The sequence below is a fragment of the Streptomyces achromogenes subsp. achromogenes genome (assembly GCF_000720835.1).
GTDB classification, from domain to species: domain Bacteria; phylum Actinomycetota; class Actinomycetes; order Streptomycetales; family Streptomycetaceae; genus Streptomyces; species Streptomyces achromogenes.
This window is the reverse complement of sequence record NZ_JODT01000008.1, coordinates 104,311-125,372: the sequence shown is the minus strand read 5'-3', so window position 1 is coordinate 125,372 and position 21,062 is coordinate 104,311. Positions and strand designations below refer to the sequence as shown.

The 21,062-nt window shown below is 72.0% G+C and carries 21 protein-coding genes and 1 tRNA gene; 20 read left to right on the top strand and 2 right to left on the bottom strand.

Features of this window, described 5'->3' with window-relative positions; genetic code table 11:
- The first annotated feature begins 111 nt into the window (after positions 1–111).
- The 8 genes from IH25_RS0110345 to IH25_RS0110310 all read left to right on the top strand — a co-directional run bounded on the left by IH25_RS0110345 (position 112) and on the right by IH25_RS0110310 (position 12,929).
- The gene (locus IH25_RS0110345) at positions 112–723 is read left to right on the top strand and encodes a hypothetical protein (protein WP_030606330.1); all 612 of its coding nucleotides are present in this window, start codon (positions 112–114) and stop codon (positions 721–723) included.
- Between the two features lie 61 nt (positions 724–784).
- Positions 785–2,308 (top strand): N5-glutamine methyltransferase family protein, encoded by a 1,524-nt coding sequence (locus IH25_RS0110340; RefSeq protein ID WP_030606327.1) that lies wholly within the window; start codon positions 785–787, stop codon positions 2,306–2,308.
- Positions 2,309–2,574: 266 nt separating this feature from the next.
- On the top strand, positions 2,575–2,772 hold the full coding sequence (locus tag IH25_RS41150; protein WP_030606324.1) for a hypothetical protein: 198 nt from the start codon (positions 2,575–2,577) through the stop codon (positions 2,770–2,772).
- A 256-nt stretch (positions 2,773–3,028) separates the two neighbouring features.
- Positions 3,029–5,863, top strand: coding sequence for a type I DNA topoisomerase (gene topA / locus IH25_RS0110330; RefSeq protein WP_030606321.1), 2,835 nt, complete (start codon positions 3,029–3,031; stop codon positions 5,861–5,863).
- 256 nt (positions 5,864–6,119) lie between these two features.
- A complete protein-coding gene (tmk, locus tag IH25_RS0110325; protein ID WP_030606317.1) occupies positions 6,120–9,554 on the top strand; it encodes a dTMP kinase in 3,435 nt (1,144 codons plus the stop codon).
- Positions 9,555–9,752: 198 nt separating this feature from the next.
- A complete protein-coding gene (locus tag IH25_RS0110320; protein ID WP_030606314.1) occupies positions 9,753–10,958 on the top strand; it encodes a DNA polymerase III subunit delta' in 1,206 nt (401 codons plus the stop codon).
- 157 nt (positions 10,959–11,115) lie between these two features.
- Positions 11,116–12,744: an alpha/beta hydrolase gene (locus tag IH25_RS0110315; protein ID WP_030606311.1), complete on the top strand. Its 1,629-nt coding sequence runs from the start codon at positions 11,116–11,118 to the stop codon at positions 12,742–12,744.
- Between the two features lie 108 nt (positions 12,745–12,852).
- Positions 12,853–12,929: transfer RNA gene (locus IH25_RS0110310), tRNA-Thr, on the top strand.
- 105 nt (positions 12,930–13,034) lie between these two features.
- Here the strand turns inward: IH25_RS0110310 and IH25_RS0110305 are convergent.
- Together IH25_RS0110305 and IH25_RS41145 are read right to left on the bottom strand one after the other, a co-directional pair.
- Positions 13,035–14,348 carry a tyrosine-type recombinase/integrase gene (locus IH25_RS0110305; protein WP_030606308.1) on the bottom strand — a complete coding sequence of 438 codons (1,314 nt, stop codon included), beginning with the start codon at positions 14,346–14,348 and terminating at the stop codon, positions 13,035–13,037.
- Entirely contained in the window at positions 14,345–15,001 is a 657-nt protein-coding gene (locus tag IH25_RS41145; RefSeq protein ID WP_157846962.1) for a hypothetical protein, read from the bottom strand. The genes IH25_RS0110305 and IH25_RS41145 overlap by 4 nt, the downstream gene beginning before the upstream one ends.
- Before the next feature lie 154 nt (positions 15,002–15,155).
- Between IH25_RS41145 and IH25_RS0110300 the strand changes: the two genes are divergently transcribed.
- The 12 genes from IH25_RS0110300 (at position 15,156) to IH25_RS0110245 (ending at position 21,009) form a co-directional block, all read left to right on the top strand.
- The gene (locus IH25_RS0110300; protein WP_030606305.1) at positions 15,156–15,350 is read left to right on the top strand and encodes a helix-turn-helix domain-containing protein; all 195 of its coding nucleotides are present in this window, start codon (positions 15,156–15,158) and stop codon (positions 15,348–15,350) included.
- 126 nt (positions 15,351–15,476) lie between these two features.
- Positions 15,477–16,001 carry a hypothetical protein gene (locus IH25_RS0110295; RefSeq protein ID WP_030606302.1) on the top strand — a complete coding sequence of 175 codons (525 nt, stop codon included), beginning with the start codon at positions 15,477–15,479 and terminating at the stop codon, positions 15,999–16,001.
- Positions 16,002–16,155: 154 nt separating this feature from the next.
- The gene (locus IH25_RS0110290) at positions 16,156–16,629 is read left to right on the top strand and encodes a hypothetical protein (RefSeq protein ID WP_245172748.1); all 474 of its coding nucleotides are present in this window, start codon (positions 16,156–16,158) and stop codon (positions 16,627–16,629) included.
- Entirely contained in the window at positions 16,626–17,036 is a 411-nt protein-coding gene (locus IH25_RS0110285) for a hypothetical protein (protein WP_030606297.1), read from the top strand. The genes IH25_RS0110290 and IH25_RS0110285 overlap by 4 nt, the downstream gene beginning before the upstream one ends.
- A 5-nt stretch (positions 17,037–17,041) precedes the next feature.
- Positions 17,042–18,319, top strand: a complete 1,278-nt coding sequence (locus tag IH25_RS0110280; RefSeq protein WP_245172755.1) for an AAA family ATPase — start codon at positions 17,042–17,044, stop codon at positions 18,317–18,319.
- 292 nt (positions 18,320–18,611) lie between these two features.
- Positions 18,612–18,866 carry a hypothetical protein gene (locus IH25_RS0110275; RefSeq protein ID WP_030606291.1) on the top strand — a complete coding sequence of 85 codons (255 nt, stop codon included), beginning with the start codon at positions 18,612–18,614 and terminating at the stop codon, positions 18,864–18,866.
- Positions 18,863–19,255: a hypothetical protein gene (locus IH25_RS0110270; protein ID WP_245172747.1), complete on the top strand. Its 393-nt coding sequence runs from the start codon at positions 18,863–18,865 to the stop codon at positions 19,253–19,255. Before IH25_RS0110275 ends, IH25_RS0110270 begins: the two co-directional genes overlap by 4 nt.
- Positions 19,252–19,437, top strand: coding sequence for a hypothetical protein (locus IH25_RS0110265; RefSeq protein WP_030606286.1), 186 nt, complete (start codon positions 19,252–19,254; stop codon positions 19,435–19,437). Before IH25_RS0110270 ends, IH25_RS0110265 begins: the two co-directional genes overlap by 4 nt.
- 108 nt (positions 19,438–19,545) lie before the next feature.
- Complete coding sequence (locus IH25_RS0110260; protein ID WP_030606283.1) at positions 19,546–19,803, top strand: hypothetical protein; 258 nt, start codon at positions 19,546–19,548, stop codon at positions 19,801–19,803.
- Positions 19,800–19,982, top strand: a complete 183-nt coding sequence (locus tag IH25_RS37450) for a hypothetical protein (RefSeq protein WP_157846961.1) — start codon at positions 19,800–19,802, stop codon at positions 19,980–19,982. Before IH25_RS0110260 ends, IH25_RS37450 begins: the two co-directional genes overlap by 4 nt.
- Entirely contained in the window at positions 19,979–20,266 is a 288-nt protein-coding gene (locus IH25_RS39225; RefSeq protein WP_051753864.1) for a WhiB family transcriptional regulator, read from the top strand. Before IH25_RS37450 ends, IH25_RS39225 begins: the two co-directional genes overlap by 4 nt.
- Positions 20,267–20,349: 83 nt before the next feature.
- Positions 20,350–21,009, top strand: a complete 660-nt coding sequence (locus IH25_RS0110245; RefSeq protein ID WP_157846960.1) for a hypothetical protein — start codon at positions 20,350–20,352, stop codon at positions 21,007–21,009.
- The last annotated feature ends 53 nt before the right edge of the window (positions 21,010–21,062 follow it).

The window sequence follows — 21,062 nt, the reverse complement described above, 5'->3', positions numbered from 1 at the left end:
CTCATGGCACAAAAGGTCATAAAAGCTGACCGATCTCTCGGCCGGTAGCGGGGCCGGGGCCGTCCGCCGTGTAGATTCCGGGGGCCGAGAGCCATGGAAGGGACCAATCCGGTGAACAAGAAGCTCGCGGCCGCACTGTCCGGCGGTGCGGTACTGGCAGTCACGGTGACGGGGTGTGGCGGCGGCGAAGACAAGGGGCCCGACCCCAAGCTGGTGTCCTGGGCCAAGACGGTGTGCGACGCCGTGCCCGCCCAGAGCGCCAGGATCAAGTCGGCCAACGCGTCGATCGCGTCCATCGCCACGGACGGCAACCTTCCGCCCAAGGACGCCCAGAAGACGTACGTCGAGGCCTTCCAGAACCTCGCCGACGGCTACAAGGCCCTCGCGGACGCCCTCGACAGCGCGGGAGCGCCCCCCGGGATCGACGGCGGCGCCAAGCTCCAGAAGGACGCCGCCAAGAACCTGGCCGGCCTCTCCACGTCGTACGCCGACCTGAAAAAGACGGTCGAGGGGATCGACACCAAGGACCAGGGCAAGTTCGCCAAGGGTCTCAAGGCGGTCGCCGGGCAGACCAAGGAGATCGGCGAGCAGGGCGACGACGGCACGGAGGCGCTGAAGCGGCTGGAGCAGGGCGAGGTCAAGGAAGCCATGGCCGAGCAGCCCAGCTGCAAGGTCGCCGCGTCCGCGGCGGCACAGCCCACGGCCCCGGCGACGACCGGCTGACGTCGGCGAACGGCCCGCGCGGAGTCCGCCCCGGCGGGCCGCCGCGGGCCACAATGGGGGCGTGACTGACACCGGACCCGCTTCCCTGCCCGCCGCCGACCGGCCCGACATCGCCGCGCGCCTGAGGGACGCGCTGCTGGCCGCCTCCTTCACCGCCGACGGACTGCTCGACCTGCTCGGCGCGCCCGCGTACGCGGCACTGGCCCGCAGCGAGACCGTGCCCGCCCTGCGGGCGACCCGCGGCGACACACCGCTGGAGACGCTCGTACGACTGTTCCTGCTCCAGCAGCCGGTGCCGCACGCGCGTGTGGCGGCCGTGCTGCCGGTCCGGGAGGCGCTGGAGGCCGGCTGGCTGCGGCGCGTCGGCGGCGACGAGGTGGCCGCGACCGTGGACGTACGGCCCTACGGCGGTCCCGGCGGCGAGGACTGGTTCATCGTCTCCGACCTCGGCTGCGCGGTCGGCGGGGCCGGTGGCATCGGGCAGCACGACGAGGGCGTCGTCCTGGGCGTCGGCGGAGCCTCCACCACCCTCGCCGGCATCACCGTGCGCACCCCCGTCGCCTCCGCCCTGGACCTCGGCACCGGCTCCGGCATCCAGGCGCTGCACGCCGCCCAGCACGCCACGCGCGTGACGGCGACCGACCTCAACCCGCGCGCGCTGCACATCACGGCGCTCACGCTGGCGCTGTCCGGGGCGCCCGCCGCCGATCTGCGTGAGGGCTCGCTCTTCGAGCCGGTCCGCGAGGACGAGAGGTACGACCTGATCGTCTCCAACCCGCCGTTCGTGATCTCCCCGGGTGCCCGGCTGACGTACCGGGACGGGGGCATGGGCGGGGACGATCTGTGCCGCTCGCTCGTCCGGCAGGCGGGGGAACGGCTGACCGAGGGCGGGTTCGCGCAGTTCCTCGCGAACTGGCAGCACGTGGCGGGGGAGGACTGGCAGGACAGGCTCAGGTCGTGGGTGCCGCGCGGCTGCGACGCCTGGATCGTGCAGCGCGAGGTGCAGGACGTCACACAGTACGCCGAGCTGTGGCTGCGGGACGCCGGCGACCACCGCGGGGACCCGGCGGAGTACCAGGCGCGCTACGACGCCTGGCTCGACGAGTTCGAGGCGCGCAAGGTCCGGGCGGTCGGCTTCGGCTGGATCACCCTGCGCAGGACCGGCTCCGCCGAGCCCGTCGTCACCGTGGAGGAGTGGCCGCACCCGGTCGAGCAGCCGCTCGGCGAGACGGTCCGGGCGCACTTCGACCGGCTCGACTACCTCCGGGCCCACGATGACGCGGCGCTGCTGGACAGCCGCTTCAAGCTCGCCCCCGAAGTGGTCCAGGAGCAGGTCGGGCTGCCCGGCGCCGAGGACCCCGAGCACGTCGTGCTGCGCCAGCACCGCGGGATGCGGCGGGCTACGAAGGTGGACACGGTCGGCGCCGGGTTCGCGGGCGTGTGCGACGGCACGCTGAGCGCGGGCCGCATCCTGGACGCCATCGCGCAGCTCGTCGGCGAGGACGCGGTACTGCTCCGCGACCGCACCCCCGCCCAGATCCGGCTGTTGGTGGAGCAGGGCTTCCTGGAGCCGGCGGCGGACTGAGCGGCCGCGTGCCCCGGTCGTCCACCGACGCACACCGACGTGCACCGCGCTCCGGGCCCCGGAAAAGGGTCCCGGAGCCGCGGGGCGCACCGCTCTTCGGAAAACGGCCGGAAAAATATGGCCGGGGATGCGGAGGGTGCCTGCCCGCTTGCATGTTCGATTATGCGCAGACCCTCCGTTCACCCCCGTGTCGCCCGTCCGTTCCCCGTGCGTGCCACTCTCCCCACGCCGGGCGGAGCCGGCGGCGGAAATGGGGTGGGCGGCCGATGGAGAGTGGACCGGCGATCTTCGCGGGAGCGGTGTTCGCCCTGTTCGGAGCCGGTGTGCTGACGTGGACCGGGGCGCGGCTGCGACACCGTGAACCGGTGGGCCTCGGTGTGAGCCGGATCGCATCCGCCGCCCTCGCGGGACTGGCCGGAACCGTCGCCCTAGCCCTGGGCGGGTACTGCCTGACCCGGCTCTGAGGCCGTGGAACGCCACTCCGGCGGGTAAGGGGAGCGTTACGCTCCGGACAGGGGTACGGAGGCGGCCGGGCAGTCCGGGCGGCAGGAATGCCGGTAGTCGGGTTACCGTTCGAGTGGCCGTTGTGGGCTTTTCCCGTTTGACACGGGGGCGGGATGTAGCGTCACACTCCGCAGCGTCACACGAGCCAGCAGTACGCCGCGACCCCGGGACCAAGGCCTGGGGAGGCCCCAGCGTCGACCGGAGAGAAGAGCGAAGTTGTCCCCGACCAGCGAGACCGCACACGGCGGTCGCCGACTCGTCATCGTCGAGTCGCCTGCCAAGGCGAAGACGATCAAGGGCTACCTCGGCCCCGGTTACATCGTCGAGGCGAGCGTCGGGCACATCCGCGACCTTCCCAACGGTGCCGCGGAGGTACCCGAGAAGTACACCGGTGAGGTCCGCCGCCTCGGTGTGGACGTAGAACACGACTTCCAGCCGATCTATGTCATCAATGCGGACAAGAAGGCCCAGGTAAAGAAGCTCAAGGACCTGCTGAAGGACTCCGACGAGCTGTTCCTCGCCACCGATGAGGACCGGGAGGGCGAGGCGATCGCCTGGCACCTCCAGGAGGTCCTGAAGCCGAAGATCCCGGTCAAGCGGATGGTGTTCCACGAGATCACCAAGGACGCGATCCGCGCGGCCGTCGCCAACCCGCGCCAGCTCAACCAGAAGCTGGTCGACGCCCAGGAGACCCGCCGCATCCTCGACCGCCTCTACGGCTACGAGGTCTCCCCGGTGCTGTGGAAGAAGGTCATGCCCCGGCTGTCGGCCGGCCGCGTGCAGTCCGTCGCCACCCGGCTCGTCGTGGAGCGGGAGCGCGAGCGCATCGCCTTCCGTTCCGCCGAGTACTGGGACCTGACGGGCACCTTCGCCACCGGCCGCGCCGGAGACCCCTCGGACCCGTCGTCGCTGGTCGCGCGGCTTCAGACGGTCGACGGCAGGCGGGTCGCGCAGGGCCGCGACTTCGACTCCGTGGGTCAGCTCAAGGGCGCCAACATCCTGCACCTCGACGAGGCGACCGCCCGCGGCCTCGCCGCCGCCCTGGAGAACACCCGCTTCTCCGTGCGCTCCGTCGAGTCCAAGCCGTACCGCCGCTCGCCGTACGCCCCGTTCCGCACGACGACGCTCCAGCAGGAGGCCAGCCGCAAGCTCGGCTTCGGCGCGAAGGCGACGATGCAGATCGCGCAGAAGCTGTACGAGAACGGCTACATCACGTACATGCGTACGGACTCCACGACCCTGAGCGAGACCGCGATCTCCGCGGCCCGCGCCCAGGTCACGCAGCTGTACGGCGCCGACTACCTGCCGCCGCAGCCGCGCACGTACGCCGCCAAGGTCAAGAACGCGCAGGAGGCCCACGAGGCCATCCGTCCCTCGGGTGATCGTTTCCGCACGCCCGCGGAGACCGGCCTGACCGGCGACCAGTTCAAGCTCTACGAACTGATCTGGAAGCGGACCGTCGCCTCGCAGATGAAGGACGCGACCGGCAACAGCGTCACGGTGAAGATCGGCGGCACGTCCGCCGACGGCCGGGACGTCGAGTTCAGCGCGTCCGGCAAGACGATCACCTTCCACGGCTTCCTGAAGGCCTACGTCGAGGGCGCCGACGACCCGAACGCCGAGCTGGACGACCGCGAGCGCCGGCTGCCGCAGGTCGCCGAGGGCGACGCGCTGTCCGCCGAGCGGATCACGGCCGACGGCCACGCCACCAAGCCTCCGGCCCGGTACACCGAGGCCAGCCTGGTCAAGGAGCTGGAAGAGCGCGAGATCGGCCGCCCGTCCACGTACGCGTCGATCATCGGCACGATCCTGGACCGCGGCTACGTCTTCAAGAAGGGCACGGCCCTGGTGCCGTCCTTCCTGTCCTTCGCCGTGGTCAACCTGCTGGAGAAGCACTTCGGGCGGCTCGTCGACTACGACTTCACCGCCAAGATGGAGGACGACCTCGACCGGATCGCCGCCGGTGAGGCGCAGGCCGTGCCGTGGCTGAAGCGTTTCTACTTCGGCGAGGGCCGGGTCGGCGTCGGCAGCGCGGCCGACGCGGGCAACGGCGACGGCGACCACCTCGGCGGCCTCAAGGAACTGGTGACCGACCTGGGCGCGATCGACGCCCGCGAGGTCTCCTCGTTCCCGGTGGGCAACGACATCGTGCTCCGCGTCGGCCGCTACGGCCCGTACATCGAGCGCGGCGAGAAGGACACCGAGGAGCACCAGCGCGCCGACATCCCGGAGGATCTGGCGCCGGACGAGCTGACCGTCGAGCTGGCCGAGGAACTGCTGGCCAAGCCCAGCGGCGACGTCGAGCTGGGCACCGACCCGGAGACGGGCCACCAGATCGTCGCCAAGGCCGGCCGCTACGGCCCGTACGTCACGGAGGTGCTGCCGGAGGGCACCCCCAAGACCGGCAAGAACGCGGTCAAGCCGCGGACGGCCTCGCTGTTCAAGTCCATGGCGCTCGACACGGTGACGCTCGAGGACGCGCTGAAGCTGATGTCGCTGCCGCGGGTCGTCGGCACGGACGCCGACGGCGTGGAGATCACCGCGCAGAACGGCCGCTACGGCCCCTATCTGAAGAAGGGCACGGACTCGCGTTCGCTGCAGTCCGAGGACCAGCTCTTCACGATCACGCTGGAAGAGGCCCTGGCGATCTACGCCCAGCCGAAGCAGCGGGGGCGGGCCGCCGCCAAGCCGCCGCTGAAGGAGCTGGGCGAGGACCCGGTCTCCGGAAAGCCGGTCGTGGTCAAGGACGGCCGCTTCGGCCCGTACGTCACCGACGGCGAGACGAACGCGACCCTGCGCTCCGGCGACAGCGTCGAGACGATCACTCCTGAGCGTGGTTTCGAACTGCTCGCCGAGAAGAGGGCGAAGAGCCCGGCCAAGAAGACCGCGAAGAAGGCGACGGCCAAGAAGACCGCTCCGGCGAAGAAGACCGCCGCCAAGAAGACGGCCGCCAAGAAGACGACGGCCGCCGCGAAGAAGACGACCGCCAAGAAGACGGCCGCGAAGAAGACCACGGCCTCCAAGGCGTCGGGTTCCGGGGCGGAGGACTGACGGCGGACCCGGGGGCGGCGGCCGGCTGAGGCCTCCCGGCTCCCCGGGGCCGTCCGCTGCGGGCTTCTTCGGGGGTGGCCGGTGTCGGTTCCTCCGCGGGGGACGTGTTCGCGCACGCTGCCCCGGCCGGCCGCCGCCGCGCTTCGCACTCGGCTTCGCGAAACGTACGCCCGCCCCGGTGCCCCCGCGGTGCCGGGGCGGGCGTACGTCCGGACACGCGAGGTGTGGTGTCAGCGGCTGCGGATAGGCTGAACGCATGACGCGAGCCGAGCAGCCAACGGCCCACCCCACAGCCCCGGACGACGCCCTGGTCGCGGACTCCCGCGAGCGCGCCGTCCGTTCCCTGCTGCGCCGACCGCAGCTGAGGCGCCTGTGGAGCGCGCAGCTGGTGAGCGGTGTCGGCGACACCCTGTCCCTCCTCGTCCTCGTGGTGCTGGTCCTCCAGGCGTCGGTCGCCGAGGGTGCCCTCGGCGGCGGCTACCGAGGCGTGGCGTTCGCAGTGGCGACGGTGTTCGCCGCGCGCATCCTCGCCACGCTGCTCTTCGGCGCCGTCCTCCTCGGCCCGCTGACCTCCCTCATCTCCGAGGAGGGCCCGCTCGACCGCCGCTGGACGATGGTCGGCGCCGACGGGCTGCGCGCCGCGCTGCTGATCGTCGCGCCCCTGTGGATCGACTGGATCCCGGGTGACGCGCTCACCGTCCTGCTGGTCACCGCCTTCGTCACCGGCGGCGCCGAGCGGCTGTGGACGGTGTGCCGGGAGAGCGCCGCACCCGCCCTGCTGCCGGCCCCGCCCCCCGAGGGCGCGACCGTGCGGCCGCTGCCGGACCACCTGGACGCCCTGCGCCGCCTGACCCTGCGCACCACCTTCCTCGCGGTCCCGCTGGCCGCCGCGGCCCTGATCGCCGCCGCCCTGCTGAACAACCTGCTGGGCACCGGCGTGGCCTGGTTCGACCAGCACCATGCGGCCCTCGGGTCGTATGTCGCGGCGGGCCTGTTCGCCGCCTCCCTGTCCGTGCTGACCTCCCTGGAGGTGCCCGGCACGCGCACCCCGCGCGCGCGGTCCCCGCTGGAGGGCCTGCGCCGGCCGCGCACCGGCACCGGTGTCGACAAGGGCCGTACGGGCGCCGCCCCGCTGCTGGTCCCGGCCTGCGCCGGGGTCGCCGGCGCGATCGCCGCGGCCGTCTCGGTGTGCGTGCTGCACGCCCGGGACCTGGGCGGCGGCCCGGTCCTCTACGGCCTGCTGGTGCTGGGCCTGACCGGCGGTGTCGCCGTCGGCATCCGGACCGCCCCCGCGCTGCTGCCCTCCCTGTCCCGGCGCCGCCTGCTGGCCCTGGCGATCGCCGTCACCGGTATCGCGCTGCTGGCCGCCGGCCTGGTCCCGGACGTCACCACGGTCCTGCTGATCGTCACGCTGGCCGGTGCCGCCGCGGGCGTCGCCGCGAACACCGGGCACACCCTGCTCGACCAGGAGACCGAGGACTACCGCCGGGCGCGCACCACCGAGCACCTGCACGCCGTGGTCCGCGTCTTCATAGCGCTCGGCGTCCTGATCGCGCCGCTGTTCGCCGCGCTGATCGGCCCGCACCGGCTGGAGAACGGCAAGTTCGTCTTCGCGCACGGCGGCGCCGCCTTCACGCTCATGCTCGTCGGCGCGCTGCTGCTGCCGGTGGCCGCGCTGGTGCTCGCCAAGGTCGACGACCGCTCCGGTGTGCCGCTGCGCCAGGACCTGAGGGACGCGCTGCTCGGCGGCGACGACCCGGTCACGGCACCGGCGGCCGGCGGCTTCTTCATCGCCCTGGAGGGCGGTGACGGCGCCGGCAAGTCCACCCAGGCCGAGGCCCTCGCCGAGTGGATCCGCGCCAAGGGCCACGAGGTCGTGGTCACCCGCGAACCCGGTGCCACCCCGGTCGGCAAGCGGCTGCGCTCCATCCTGCTGGACGTGTCCTCGGCGGGGCTGTCGCACCGCGCGGAGGCGCTGCTGTACGCCGCCGACCGCGCCGAGCACGTCGACACCGTCGTACGGCCCGCCCTGGAGCGCGGCGCGGTGGTCATCTCCGACCGCTACATCGACTCCTCCGTCGCCTACCAGGGCGCCGGCCGCGACCTGTCCCCGACCGAGATCGCCCGCATCAACCGCTGGGCCACCAACGGCCTGGTCCCGCACCTCACCGTCCTGCTGGACGTCTCCCCGGAGACCGCCCGCGAGCGGTTCACCGAGGCGCCGGACCGGCTGGAGTCGGAGCCGGCGGAGTTCCACGCGCGCGTGCGGGCCGGTTTCCTCACGCTCGCCGCGTCCGACCCCGGCCGCTACCTGGTGGTGGACGCCGGACAGGAACCCGAGGCCGTCACCACCGTGATCCGGCACCGGCTGGACATCGTGCTGCCGCTGTCCGAGGCCGAGATCAAGGCCCAGGAGGAGGCCCGGCGCAAGGCCGAGGAGGAGGCCCGCCGCAAGGCCGAGGAAGAAGCCGCCCGCAAGGCCGAGGAGGAGCGCCTGGAGCGCGAGCGTCAGGAGCAGCTCGCCAAGCTGCGCGCCGAGGAGGAGGAGCGCAAGCGCCGCGAGCTGGAGGAGGCGCAGCGCCGCGAGGCCGAGCGGCAGGCGGAGGAGGCCCGGCAGCGGGCCGAGGAGGCGCGTCGGCGCGCGGAGGAGGAGCGGCAGCGGCTGCTCGCCGAGGAGAAGGCGCGCGCCGAGGCGGAGGCCCGCCGCAAGGCCGAGGAGGAACAGCGCCGCAAGCAGGCCGAGGAGGAGGCCCGGCTGCGCGCCGAGGAAGAGGCCAGGCAGGCCCGGCTCCGCGCCGAGGAGGAAGCCCGGCAGGCGAAGCTGCGCGCCGAGGAGGAGGCGCGGCGTCTGGAGGCGCAGCGCAAGGCCGAGGAGGCGCTGCTGCGCGCCGAGGAGGCCCGGCGGCAGGCCGCCGAGGCCGCGGCGGCGGCCGACGCGGCGGCCCGCAGGCCCAGCGCGCCGCTTCCCACGGCACCGGCCGTGACGCCGGACGCCGCCACGGCCTCCACGCCGGCGGTGGCCCCGGGCACGGCCCCCGGCGCCGAGGGCGTCGACGAGACCGTCCCGACGCCGGCGGTGTCGCCGGACGCGCGGACAACGGGTACGGACGCGCGGACGACAGGTACGACGGGACGGCGTACGGACGGACCGGCCACGGACGACACGACGGTGCTGCGCCCGGTGCGCGAGGAGCGCGACCGGCCGGCCGACGGCATCCGTGACACCTACCCGGACTCCGAGGTGACCGCCGAGCTGCCGCAGCCGCCGGCGCCGGCGCCCGCCGGACCGGGGGAGGAGACGGCGGTGCTGCCGCGGGTGACCCCGGGCGCGGCGGACGAGACGGCCGTGCTGCCGCCCGTACGGAGCGACGACCCGGCGGACCGGGTGCCGCCCGGCTTCTTCCGGGACGAGCGCCCCGCCGCGGGCCCCGACGGTTCCGAGGCACGCACGCGTGAGATGCCCCAGCTCGACGCCGACGGCACGCCCCGCCGCCGCCCGCGCCCGGACTGGGCCGAGGAGACCCCGCTGGACGACCTGCCGTCGCTGGCCGACGAACTGCTCGGGTCGTACGACGAGGGGGAGCACGGCGAGCGGCAGTACGGCGAGCCGCAGTACGGCGACGGGGGCGGGAGCGAGGAGCAGGGCGGCCGGGGCCGAGGCCGGGGCAGGGGCCGGGGTCGACGGAGCTGACTGGCCGGCGGCTGACGGGCCGGTCGGGGACGAGCGGGTCGCGTGGTCGGGTGCGGGGTCTTCCGGTCCGGGACGTTCGGCCGGTGCCCCGTCGCCCTCGGCCGGTGCCCGGTCGCCCTCGGTCGGCGTCCCGTTGTCAGTGGCCACCCGCACAATGGATTCCGGAACGCGGAATGTGACGGAAGGGCGGCGTGACCCATGACCGTGTGGGACGACCTCGTCGGGCAGGAGAAGGTGAGCGCGGTGCTCGGTGCGGCTGCGCGGGACGCCGACGCCCTCGTCACGGCCGCCTCGGCGGAGCAGCCGCTGCCCGAGGCGTCGAAGATGACCCACGCCTGGCTGTTCACGGGCCCGCCCGGCGCGGGCCGGAACCAGGCGGCCAGGGCCTTCGCCGCGGCCCTGCAGTGCGTGAGCCCCGACCGCGCGCTCGGCGGCGCCCCCGGCTGCGGATTCTGCGACGGCTGCCACACGGCGCTGCTCGGCACCCACGCGGACGTCACGACGGTCGCCGCGGTCGGTGCCGAGATCCTGGTCAGGGACATGCGGGACACGGTCCGCAAGTCGTTCACCGCCCCGGCGAACGGCCGCTGGCAGATCATCCTGGTCGAGGACGCCGAGCGGCTGAACGAGAAGTCGGCCAACGCCGTCCTCAAGGCCGTGGAGGAGCCGGCCCCGCGCACGGTCTGGCTGCTGTGCGCCCCCTCCATCGAGGACGTCCTGCCCACCATCCGCTCCCGCTGCCGCCACCTCAATCTGCGCACGCCCTCCGTCGACGCGGTCGCCGACATGCTCGTACGGCGCGACGGCATCGAGCCGGAGGTCGCCGCGTCCGTCGCCCGCGCCACCCAGGGCCATGTCGACCGGGCCCGCCGGCTGGCCACCGACCCGGCGGCCCGCGAGCGCCGCGCCGCCGTACTGCGGCTGCCGCTGCGGCTGGACGAGGTGGGTGCCTGCCTCAAGGCCGCCCAGGAGCTGGTCGACGCCGCGGCGGAGGACGCCAAGCAGCTCGCCGAGGAGATGGACGGCAAGGAGACCGAGGATATGAAGGCGGCGCTCGGCGCGGCCCAGGGCGGCCGGCTGCCGCGCGGGACGGCCGGGGTGATGAAGGACCTGGAGGACATGCAGAAGCGCCGCAGAACCCGCACGCAGCGCGACAGCCTGGACGTGGCCCTCGGTGACCTCACCGCCTTCTACCGCGATGTCCTCGCCCTCCAGCTCGGCACGCGCGTGGCGATCGCCAACGCCGACGCCGAGGACGCCCTGGAGCGGCTGGCGCGCGGCAGCAGCCCCGAGTCCACGCTCCGCCGCATCGAGGCGATCTCCGCGTGCCGCGAGGCCCTGGACCGCAATGTGGCCCCACTGCTGGCGGTGGAGGCGATGACGATGGCACTGCGGGCGGGCTGAGAGGGTGACACCGCGGGGCTGACGCGCTCAGGAACAGTGAAGCGTGGAGCCGGGGTCGGGAAACCGGCAGTCGGCCCGGGTGGCGCGCGTGTCCCCCGTAGGAGGCACAATGCCCACGCACCGCACCCGACGCATCGCGGAGCGTTACGCTCGCCTGATGCGAACCAGGCCATCTCCCCGTACCAGCGGTCCCCGCCGCGCCCACCGGATCCGAGGCGCCCGCCCCCGGGCGACGGCCCGTCTCACGGCCACCCTGCTCGCGGCCGCCGCACTGCTGGTCTCCGCCTGCTCCCCCGGGAACCCGGCGGCGTCGGCCGACAGGACGGTACAGGCGGCACTCGCCGCGCTGCCGCGTACGACACCGGCGGCGCTGACGCCGTACTACAGCCAGCGGCTGCGCTGGCGCGAGTGCGGTGTCCCCGGATTCGAATGCGCGACGATGAAGGCCCCGCTGGACTACGCGAGCCCCGACGCGGGCACCGTCCGGCTCGCCGTCGCCCGCAAGAAGGCCACCGGTACGGCCGGGCGGCTGGGATCGTTGCTGGTCAACCCGGGTGGGCCGGGCGGCTCGGCGGTGGACTACCTCCAGCAGTACGCAGGCCTCGGCTACCCGGCGCGGATCCGCGCCCGCTACGACATGGTGGCGATGGACCCGCGGGGCGTCGCCCGCAGCGAGCCCGTGAAATGCCTCGACGGGCGGCAGATGGACGCGTACACACAGACGGACATGACGCCCGACGACCAGCGGGAGCGGGACGCGCTGGTGACGGCGGACCGCAGGTTCGCGGAGAGCTGCGGGGCCCACTCGGCGCGGCTGCTGCGGCACGTCTCCACGGTGGAGGCGGCCAGGGACATGGACATCCTGCGGTCGGTGCTCGGGGACCGGAGGCTGAACTACGTGGGGGCGTCCTACGGCACGTTCCTCGGAGCGACGTACGCGGGGCTGTTCCCCGAGCGGGTCGGCCGGATGGTGCTGGACGGCGCGATGGATCCGTCCGTGGACGCCCGCAGGCTCAACCTGGACCAGACGGCGGGCTTCGAGACGGCGTTCCAGGCGTTCGCGAAGGACTGCGTACGGCGGACCGACTGCCCGCTCGGCGGCAGGGGCGCGGCGCCCGCGCGGGTCGGCGACCGGCTGCGGGCGTTCTTCCGCGAGCTGGACGCCCGCCCGTTGCGGTCGGGCGACGCGGACGGCCGCAGGCTGGGGGAGGCGCTGGCCACGACCGGGGTGATCGCGGCGATGTACGACGAGGGGACCTGGGCGCAGTTGCGCGAGGCGCTCACCTCGGCGATCAAGGAACGCAACGGCGCCGGCCTGCTGGCCCTCGCGGACACCTACTACGAGCGGGACCCCGACGGCCACTACAGCAACCTGATGATGGCCAACGCGGCCGTGAACTGCCTTGACCTGCCGTCGGCTTTCTCGGGTCCCGAGGAGGTCGAGAAGGCGCTGCCCGCGTTCGAGAAGGCGTCCCCGGTCTTCGGGCCCGGCCTGGCCTGGGCCTCGCTGAACTGCGCGTACTGGCCGGTGCGGGCCACGGGGGAGCCGCACCGCATCGAGGCGGAGGGGGCGGCGCCGATCGTGGTGGTCGGCACGGTCCGCGACCCCGCGACGCCCTACCGCTGGGCCCGCTCCCTGGCCGGCCAGCTCTCCTCGGCCCGCCTGCTGACCTACGCCGGCGACGGCCACACGGCGTACGGACGGGGCAGCGGCTGCATCGACACGGCGATCGACACCTACCTCCTCCGAGGCACCCCGCCACCCCCCGGGAAGCGCTGCTCCTGACCCCTCCCGCCCACCCCGGAACCCCCTGCTCCGGGGTGGGTACGAAGCACCCCCCGAAACTGTGTAGACTTACCGTCGTTGCCGATCGCACCATGGTGCGAGCAGCACGCCGCTTTAGCTCAGATGGCCAGAGCAACGCACTCGTAATGCGTAGGTCTCGGGTTCGAATCCCGAAAGCGGCTCCACCTCTGACCAGCGGTTTCCCTCGGGAAGCCGCTGAGTCGTTTCGGGCCTAGTTGCAACGCAAGTTGCGGTTACCGTTTCGTGTCGCACGCCCGCTCGAATTTCGGTTACCCCCACAGCGCGTCCCCCATCCGCTTCGCCGCGTCGTTCGCAAGGACGGAAGCGACGTGCGTGTAGCGGGTCATCATCCGCATGGAGCTGTGCCCAAGGATCTCCATCACCACCCGCGGCGAGACGCCGGCCTCGATCAGCAGCGTCCCCGCAGTGTGCCGGTTGTCGTGCACCCGCGCGTCCCGCAGACCCGCGGCGCCAAGGATGTCCTTGAACTCCTCCCAGTCCATCCGCGGATCGATCGGCCGGCCGTTGGGCTGGCAGAACACAAGGTCGTGCTCCTCCCACAGCTCGCCAGCCGCCAGACGCTCGCGCAACTGGTCCTTCCGGTGCGCCTTCAGCAGGGGGATCAGCGGCGGGGGGATGGGGGCCAGCCGCTTGTTCTTGCCCTTAGGCTCCCGGAACACCAGACCGCCGCCCGTGCGCTGTGGGCAAGACTTCGCATGGCCGGTGCAGTCCTTCGGGCAGGGCTTCGGGCAGCCGCGCTTGTAGTTCTTGTGGGCGGTGCAGCCCTTCCTGCACGCCTTCCGGTGGTGGGCGGCGCCGCAGGCATGGGGGTCGTCGCAACCGTGCTGCCACGTCAGCCGCTGGAGCTGCCACCAGACCTTGGCGACCCCGTTGTCCAGGTCGACGTACTTCCAGCGCAGCCCGAGGGCCTCGCCTTGCCGCAGGCCGAGGGCGAGCGCCACCGACCAGCGAGCGCCATTGCGGCGCTCGGCGGCCTCGGCGAGCAGCGCGCGCGCCTCGGCCTGGGTGAAGGGCTCGATCTCCTCTTCGGCGGCCTGCGGCGGTTCCACGAGGGTAGCGACGTTCCGTGTCACGATGTCTCGCTGCATGGCTACCTTGAGCGCACGGGCGATGATCCGGTGCGTCTTGAGCACCGTGCCGGACGCGAGTCCCTGCTTGATCATGCTCAGGTAGAGGGCGTCAAGGTGCTCGGCGGCGAGCTTGTCGACGCGGTGCTTGCCGATGCCGGGGAACAGGTACAGCTTGCACTTCGAGCGGTAGTCGTCCAAAGTCCGTGGGCTCATCGTCCCGTCGGCAACCTTCCGCGCGCACGCCGTGTCCATCCAGGTGGTGAGCCACTGCTCAACGGTCGGCGGCCGGCCGGCCTTCTTCGTCTTGCCGGCGTCGCGCTCGCGCTCCAGCTGTCGCACCTTCTCACGGACGACGGCCTCGTCCGACCCCATGCGGTGCCGACGGTCGGGGGCGCCATTTGGCTTCACGCCGACCGTCACCCAGCCGTGCCACTTCCCATCCGACTCGGAGAAGTAGACGCTGCTCTCTCCGTTGCCGCGACGTCCGCTCACCCGGCACGCCCCGTCCGCGCGGGCGGCAGGATGCCGCGCTTGCGGGCCTCGTATACCCAGCGGTGCACGGTGCGCACGGGCACCCCCGCCAGCTCGGCGAGAGCTGGAGCTGGAGCTTTTTGCGCGTTCGTAGCCCACCGATATGCGTCCGCTACGTCCTTCAGGAAGTCGTCCGTCATACGGCCTTCCGGGGCGGCTAGTTTGGGAACGCGCCCGCTTTCCGTAACAACCATGCCGCTCGGTACAGGGCTGAAGGTAATCATCCGGTACGCGTCGGTGGCCTCGAAGTAGTCGTCAAGTACGTCAAGGGACGGCGATGGAACGTCGGGTGCTCCGTGGGCGAACAGGTCTCGGTTGCGTTGCGCCGTTACCGCCGAGTGCGTCTCAGGCAGGGCGCTCGGCAATCGAATGAGTACCCAGGTGAGCCACTCCTCTAGTTGGGCTAGAGGGATGCGTCGCCACACACGCCCGCTGAGGGGCTCATCGGTGCCTGAACGCATGACGACGGAGCGCAGATCAAGACGTTCATGCCCCTCTTCGCCCACGACTCCGTAGCACAGATACACGGTTGGACCTTCGCCAGATCTCTCCCGGAGCCGTAGCCAGCCGTGGGGGCGCATCTCGATATCCCACTCGTCGGTGAGGTTACTCATGGCGCGAGCATCCCATCAGCGGCCGTAGGTGAGCAAGTGGCGCCACGCGCACGAGCAACCGAACCCACATGCTTGCGCGACCCTCGGCGACCGTCTACATTGTTCATGAGCAAGCGGCGCCACGAACGCGCCGCCACCTACTCGGGAGTCTCGTATGACCCGGATTCTGTACCCCACCAACGAGGTCGCGGAGCAGCTCGGCGTGGGTCTCACCACCGCAAAGGCGCTCATCAAGAGCGGGGAGCTGCGCAGCGTGAAGATCGGCCGCGCCCGGCGCGTACCGGCGGACGCCCTGCACGAGTACGTGCAGCAGCTCGACCGCGAGCAGAACGGCGAGAACGCCGCATGAAAGCGGCCCCCAGCAGGTGCGCCAACACCTAACGCCAGGGGCCCAATCCGATCCAGCACACGCCGAAGCCCCGGCTCAGACCTCTCACAGCCGACCGGGGCTCCAACGAAGAAACGGACACCAGCCATGATGGCACAGAACATCAGCATCCCGCGCGATGTCTTCCAGCCGACCGGCCGCGCGCTGCCGTTCATCCCCGAGCAGCCCCGCGAGTACGCGGACGACAAGCAGGCGCTGCCCGACCTGGCCCGCGAGTGCCGCCAGCGCGGCCTCACCCTGAAGGTCACCAACACGTCCGGCCTGGCCACGCTCGACGGCCGCACGCTCGTCGTCCCGCGAGACAGCGTGGCCGAGACGCTGGACGACATCCGTCTGATCGGCCACTGCGTCGACTGCCGGAACGAGCTGGACGACACGGCGACCGCGTACGCCCCCGGTTACGCCCACGTCGACGGCACGCCGATCCGTCTCTGCCAGCCGTGCCGGATCGAGCGGAAGACCGCAGTCGCCGCAGCCGCTCCGTCTCGGCAGGCGTTCGCCGCCGCGCTCAGCGCGATCGAGGCCGCGTTCAAGGTGTCGCAGGACCCGGCGCGAACCCGTGAGGCGCTGGAGACGTTCGTCGGAATGCTCGCCGCCGAAGCGCACGCGTGACCTGCCGCCCCGACCCCTGTCGGCCCCGCCCGGCCATCCGCGCCGAGTGGGGCCCGGGGCCGTGAGCCCCAAGCGGTCCGCCACCCACCGCGCAGCGATCCAGTCCACAGGCCGCGCCGCCCAACGGCCTACGCGAACCGACAGGACGAACCACATGAACCACAAGCTGACTGGTCCCACGGGGGACGGGCCACAGCCACGCGGCGGCATGCGCTCGCTGAACCACGCTGACGACCCCACCGCTTTGTGGGCCGGTGCCCGCATCGCGGCCCTCATCGGCCACGACTCCACGCCCGCGCCGAAGTACGGCAGCAGGGAGTGGCAGCAGACCCCCAGCAACGACCCCCGGCGCGCCGTGGCCGTGATCGAAGCGGCCGAGCTGTGGCGGCGCTACGGCGACGAGGAAGGGCTACTCGCCTGGTTCCGGGACGCGCAGGTCGTCCGACCGTCGCTCGCCAGCAGGAAGACGGTGGCGGAGCTGAACGAGGCCGCGAAGCCGAAGCCGGCCGTCCCGGTTCAGGCGGCCGAGGGCTGGCCGCCGGTCGCAATCCCGGGTCGCCCCGGCTGGTACCGGTGCCTGGTCAACGGCCGTCAGGTCGACGTGCCGAAGGGGCAGGTGGCGGCATGAACGCGACCGTGACCAGACTGCCCTCGGTCCCTGCTCGGCCGGGGATCCGGATCGTGGGCGTGGTCGTCGTTGACCTCTCCGCGTACGTCGACCGAGGCACCCTGATGAGCTTTCGGCCGACCGTCGACATCCCCCCGCATGGGTACGCGCCCGGGGCCACCATCGAGATCCACATCGGCCGGGCGCACCGGGTGTACGAGGGTGACGCGAATCTGCGGGCCATCGTGACCGCCGCCCAGGCTTGCACGCTCGTCGTGAAAGGCCGGTACGCCGAGGGCGTGATCGAGGCGCAGCGGGTGCTGACCCGGCTGGCCGGCATGACCCCGCAGCCCGAGCGTCTCGGGTGCGAGCGCGGCGGCTGTGAGCTGCTGTACGGCCCGTCCGACCAGGAAGGGTCTCGCCCGTGACCGACATGCCCGACCTCTGCGTACACCCCACCAGTGACGGTGGGGTGTGCCAGCTGGCGTACGCGACCCACGCAACTGGACTGCTGGGCCACGAGTTCGTCGGCAGGGAAGACCTGTGGGCCGCCGAGTCTTACGGCGGGTCAGACGCAGGTGCGGGCGCAGCGGGATCGGATGCCCCTGAGAGCGCCAATCGCCGCCGCTTTCTGCTTTTGCGGCCAGCCTCTGGGATCCGGATCCGTCCGGTGCGCTGGTTGTGGGACACCACTCCGGAGGGGGCTCTCCCGACATCGCACGGCCGGATTCCGATGCACTCCCTCGTGCTCGCGGCTGGCGGTCCCGGGCTCGGCAAGTCGCAGTATGCGGTGTGGCTCACCGCGCAGATCACCCGCGGCCTGCTCCCCGGAGAGCTGTACGGCAAACCCCGCCCGGTCATCTACGCAGCAGCAGAGGACTCGTGGGCGTACACCATTGCTCCGCGCCTCATCGCCGCTGATGCCGACATGGACCTCGTCTTCCACGTCACCGTGCAGGACGACGAGCAGCTGCACGCACGTCTCAGCCTCCCGGTCGATACGGCTTTGCTCGCCCGCGAGGCGGAGGCACACAGCGTTGCTCTGCTCGTCATGGATCCGCTGCTGTCGTACATCGACAAGACCATCAACGACTACAGGGCGGCAGAAGTCCGGCAGGCGCTGGAACCCCTTGTGGAGGCAGCCGACCGGCACCGGTTCACCATCCTCGGCCTGGCCCACTTCACCAAGTCCGGAGGCGCCGACCCGCTCGCCCGGGTGGCCGGATCCGGCGCGTTCGGTCAGCTGATCCGCTGCCTGATCGCGTTCGCTCGGCACGAGGACGAGCAGGGTGAGGAACGGCTCGTCATGTCGCTTGAGAAAAACAACCTTGGCCGCCTCGGGCTGCCCTCCCACGAGTACACGATCCAGCCGGTGACCATCGACACCCCCGAAGGGCCGTCCTACGTCTCCCGGTTCGTCCTCGGCCCGGAGGTCACAACCTCCGTCCGGGAGGTCATGCGTGCCGAGAACGAACCCGATGTCGGCCGCGAGGAGACCAACGAGGCGTCCGTCTGGCTGCGCGACTACCTCACCGACCTCGGCGGCGAGGCGGACGCCAAGGAGATCAAGCAGCACGCCAAGGCCGCCGGGTTCAGCAGCTCGGCCATGGACCGCGCGAAGAGGCGCCTCAAGCTCACCTCCACGAACACCGGCTTCGGGAAGGAGAAGCGCGCCATCTGGTCCCTGCCGACCTCCCTCGACACACGCTGACGTGATTGACGGGATTGACGGCATTGGGCTTGACCTGCGATTTCGCAAGATCCCGGGGGTGACGAGATTGACGAGATTGAGTGACGAGATTGACGGCCCAATCTCACCAATCTCGTCACCCCGATCCTCAATCTCGTCACCAATCTCGTCACTACAAAACAGCAGGTCAGATCCAATAACACCAATTTCGTCACCCCCCAGCGTGTGTAGAGGGGCGAAGCAGACGGCTACGAACCGCCCCCAACTCCCCTTCCTGCCGTCCCTGACGGCAATCACAGAACAGGACCCCCGAATGACCGACCTCATCCCCGCCGCACCCGGTTGGTACCTCAAGACAGACGGAGACCTGGACCCCGTCATCGCTTGGCAACCCGGCGTGCAGCACACGTCCGCCGGTGGGGACCCCACGGTTCTGCTGCCGTACATCGCAAACGGTCCCGGCCTGGCCCCGAGCCTCGTTTCCGCCGAGTCGTTCGAGCGGGTTGGGTGGGAAGTTGTCTACCTCCCCAGCTATGACCCCGCCGCTGACACGGGGATGCCGGAATGACGAGCAACATCGATGGCCAGGTGCAGGCCCGTATCGCCCAGGCCCGGCAGCGCGCGGACGAGCAGAAGCGGCGCCGGCAGGAACTCGCCGAGGCCCGGCAGCACGGCCTCGCCGCCCGGCACGCACAGCGCCTCGCCAACCAGGCCCGGCGCCCGCTCACCAACGAGGAGAAGAAAGGGCCGGTCGGCTACCTCGCCGCCTGCCTCGCCATCCTCCGCACCGGTCGCAGCCTCGCAGGCGCTGGCGCCGTGCTCGCCGCGGTAGTGCCCGCACCGGACGACATCGCCGAGGCCCGCCGCATCGCCGAGGGCCTCGCCGCACTCTCCCCCAACCCCTCGGCCGCCGACCCACGGCCGGCCAGCCTGACAGATCAAGGAGAGACCTCATGACCACAGCAACGATCTTCATGCAGGCCGTGGCCGCCGCAGCGTGGACCGTGGAAGCCGTGCGCGCATGGCGGTTGGACCGGGAGGCCGCGCGCGCCCGCACGGCCCGCAGACGCGGCCAGGCCACCGCTCCCGTCGCCGAGCCGGTGCCGGCGCCCGTGCCGGTCTCGTCCGGCGCTTACTGAATCGATGTCCAGTTGGGTGCCCTGGTGCGCTGGTAGCGGTGTGCGGGTGCCACAGGTTCGAGTCTTCGGTCCGCGGTGGCGCGGACCCGGTCGAGAAGGAGTGATCAGGTGAACGGGTACGGGTTGGCCGCGGTGGTGGTGGCCTGCGTGACGGTGCTCGCGGTGGTGCTGCTGTGGGCCATGGTCCGGGTCGGTCAGGCGGCGCAGCAGCGGCCGGTGGATGGGGCCGGCATGGAGCTGGTGGAGCTGTCGCCGGACGAGGAGTTCCAGGCGATCCAGGCGCACAACCGCGCGGGCCGGGAGGAGCTGCGCCGGCAGATAGCGGAGGCCGCAGAGCGTTCGCGGCGTCGGCAGGGCGGCGAGTGATGGGGCGCGGGCAGCGGCTGCTGCGGGCTCTGGGCGGTGCGCGGTCGGACCTGATGGACGCGGCGGGGCTGGGGTTGCTAGCTGCGGGCGCGTTCGTGTGGTCGACGGTGGCCGGGTTCTTCGCGGCGGGCGTGGCTGTGCTGGCGCTGAACTGGCGGATGTCGGAGGGCCGCGAGTGAGCGGGCAGCGCCACGTGTTCGGGGCGCCGCTGGTGGCGTTGGGGATTCCGCCGTTCGTGTGGGAGGCGCGGGAGCGGTTGTTGTGCCGGGATGACCCGGATGCGTTCTTCGCGGACGGGGTCCGGCCCCGGCAGGCGCGGGCGTTGTGCGCGGGCTGCGCGTACCTGGACCCGTGCCGGGTGTACGCGGTGGAGCGGCCCGAGTTGGTGGGCGTGTGGGGCGGGACGACGACGCGGGAGCGGCAGGCCCTGCGGCGGTCGGCGGCCGGGAGGTCGGCGGCCTGATAGCGGGCGCGGTTGGTGTGGCAGTGGGGGCCGGGCGGACGTGGGTTCACCCGGTGGGCAGATCGGATCGAGGAGTGATGGAGATGGCAGTGCAGATCAGCGAAGAGCAGGTGCGGCAGGCGGAGGCTCGCGCGGTCCAGGCGGAGGAGGTGCGGGACCAGGCGGCGCGGCGGCTGGATGTGAACCCGTACAGCGACGTCGCGGCGATGGAGCACAGCGAGGCGGCGCGGACGGCGGCGCAGCTGCGGGCGAACGCCCGGGAGGTCCGGCAGGCGTACGAGCGGCAGGTGGAGGAGGAGCGGCGGCGGCGGTCGCGTCCGGAGCTGGAGAAGGCTGCGGCGGCGGAGATCCGTGCGGCGGGTCGGGAGATGGAGGGGCTGGAGAAGGGACTCGTCGGCGCGGTGGCGCAGGCGGAGGCGGCGTTGGTGGCGCTGCTGGACGCGGGTGTTACGTATAACGCGGGTGTCGTGAGGCACGCGCAGGCGTTGGCCGGCGCGGGCCTGGATCGGCGTGGGGGCGAGTCTGGCGGGGAGGAGACGAGTCTGGGCGAGTACCTGTTGCGGGTGAAGGGGCGCGAGTTCCGCAGGATGGACCCGGGGTCTGTGGCGGGGTGGCTGCTGCGTCGGGTGGCGGAGGAGCGGTTGGGGCAGTTCCACCACCTCGTGGGCGCGCTGTTCCCGGCGCATATGACCGCAGAGGACCAGGCGGAATGGCTGGTGGAGAAGGCGAGTAAGGGCCAGTAGCGGCCCCGCCTGTGCGCGACGCCCGGTTCCTCTGTGGGGGCCGGGCGTTTCGC

Coding starts and splice junctions, on each gene's coding strand:
- IH25_RS41150 (WP_030606324.1), top strand. CDS start 2,575: ATGGAGAGTGGACCGGCGATCTTCGCGGGAGCGGTGTTCGCCCTGTTC.
- tmk (WP_030606317.1), top strand. CDS start 6,120: ATGACGCGAGCCGAGCAGCCAACGGCCCACCCCACAGCCCCGGACGAC.
- IH25_RS0110320 (WP_030606314.1), top strand. CDS start 9,753: ATGACCGTGTGGGACGACCTCGTCGGGCAGGAGAAGGTGAGCGCGGTG.
- IH25_RS0110315 (WP_030606311.1), top strand. CDS start 11,116: ATGCGAACCAGGCCATCTCCCCGTACCAGCGGTCCCCGCCGCGCCCAC.
- IH25_RS41145 (WP_157846962.1), bottom strand. CDS start 15,001: ATGAGTAACCTCACCGACGAGTGGGATATCGAGATGCGCCCCCACGGC.
- IH25_RS0110300 (WP_030606305.1), top strand. CDS start 15,156: ATGACCCGGATTCTGTACCCCACCAACGAGGTCGCGGAGCAGCTCGGC.
- IH25_RS0110295 (WP_030606302.1), top strand. CDS start 15,477: ATGATGGCACAGAACATCAGCATCCCGCGCGATGTCTTCCAGCCGACC.
- IH25_RS0110290 (WP_245172748.1), top strand. CDS start 16,156: ATGAACCACAAGCTGACTGGTCCCACGGGGGACGGGCCACAGCCACGC.
- IH25_RS0110285 (WP_030606297.1), top strand. CDS start 16,626: ATGAACGCGACCGTGACCAGACTGCCCTCGGTCCCTGCTCGGCCGGGG.
- IH25_RS0110280 (WP_245172755.1), top strand. CDS start 17,042: ATGCCCGACCTCTGCGTACACCCCACCAGTGACGGTGGGGTGTGCCAG.
- IH25_RS0110275 (WP_030606291.1), top strand. CDS start 18,612: ATGACCGACCTCATCCCCGCCGCACCCGGTTGGTACCTCAAGACAGAC.
- IH25_RS0110270 (WP_245172747.1), top strand. CDS start 18,863: ATGACGAGCAACATCGATGGCCAGGTGCAGGCCCGTATCGCCCAGGCC.
- IH25_RS0110265 (WP_030606286.1), top strand. CDS start 19,252: ATGACCACAGCAACGATCTTCATGCAGGCCGTGGCCGCCGCAGCGTGG.
- IH25_RS0110245 (WP_157846960.1), top strand. CDS start 20,350: ATGGCAGTGCAGATCAGCGAAGAGCAGGTGCGGCAGGCGGAGGCTCGC.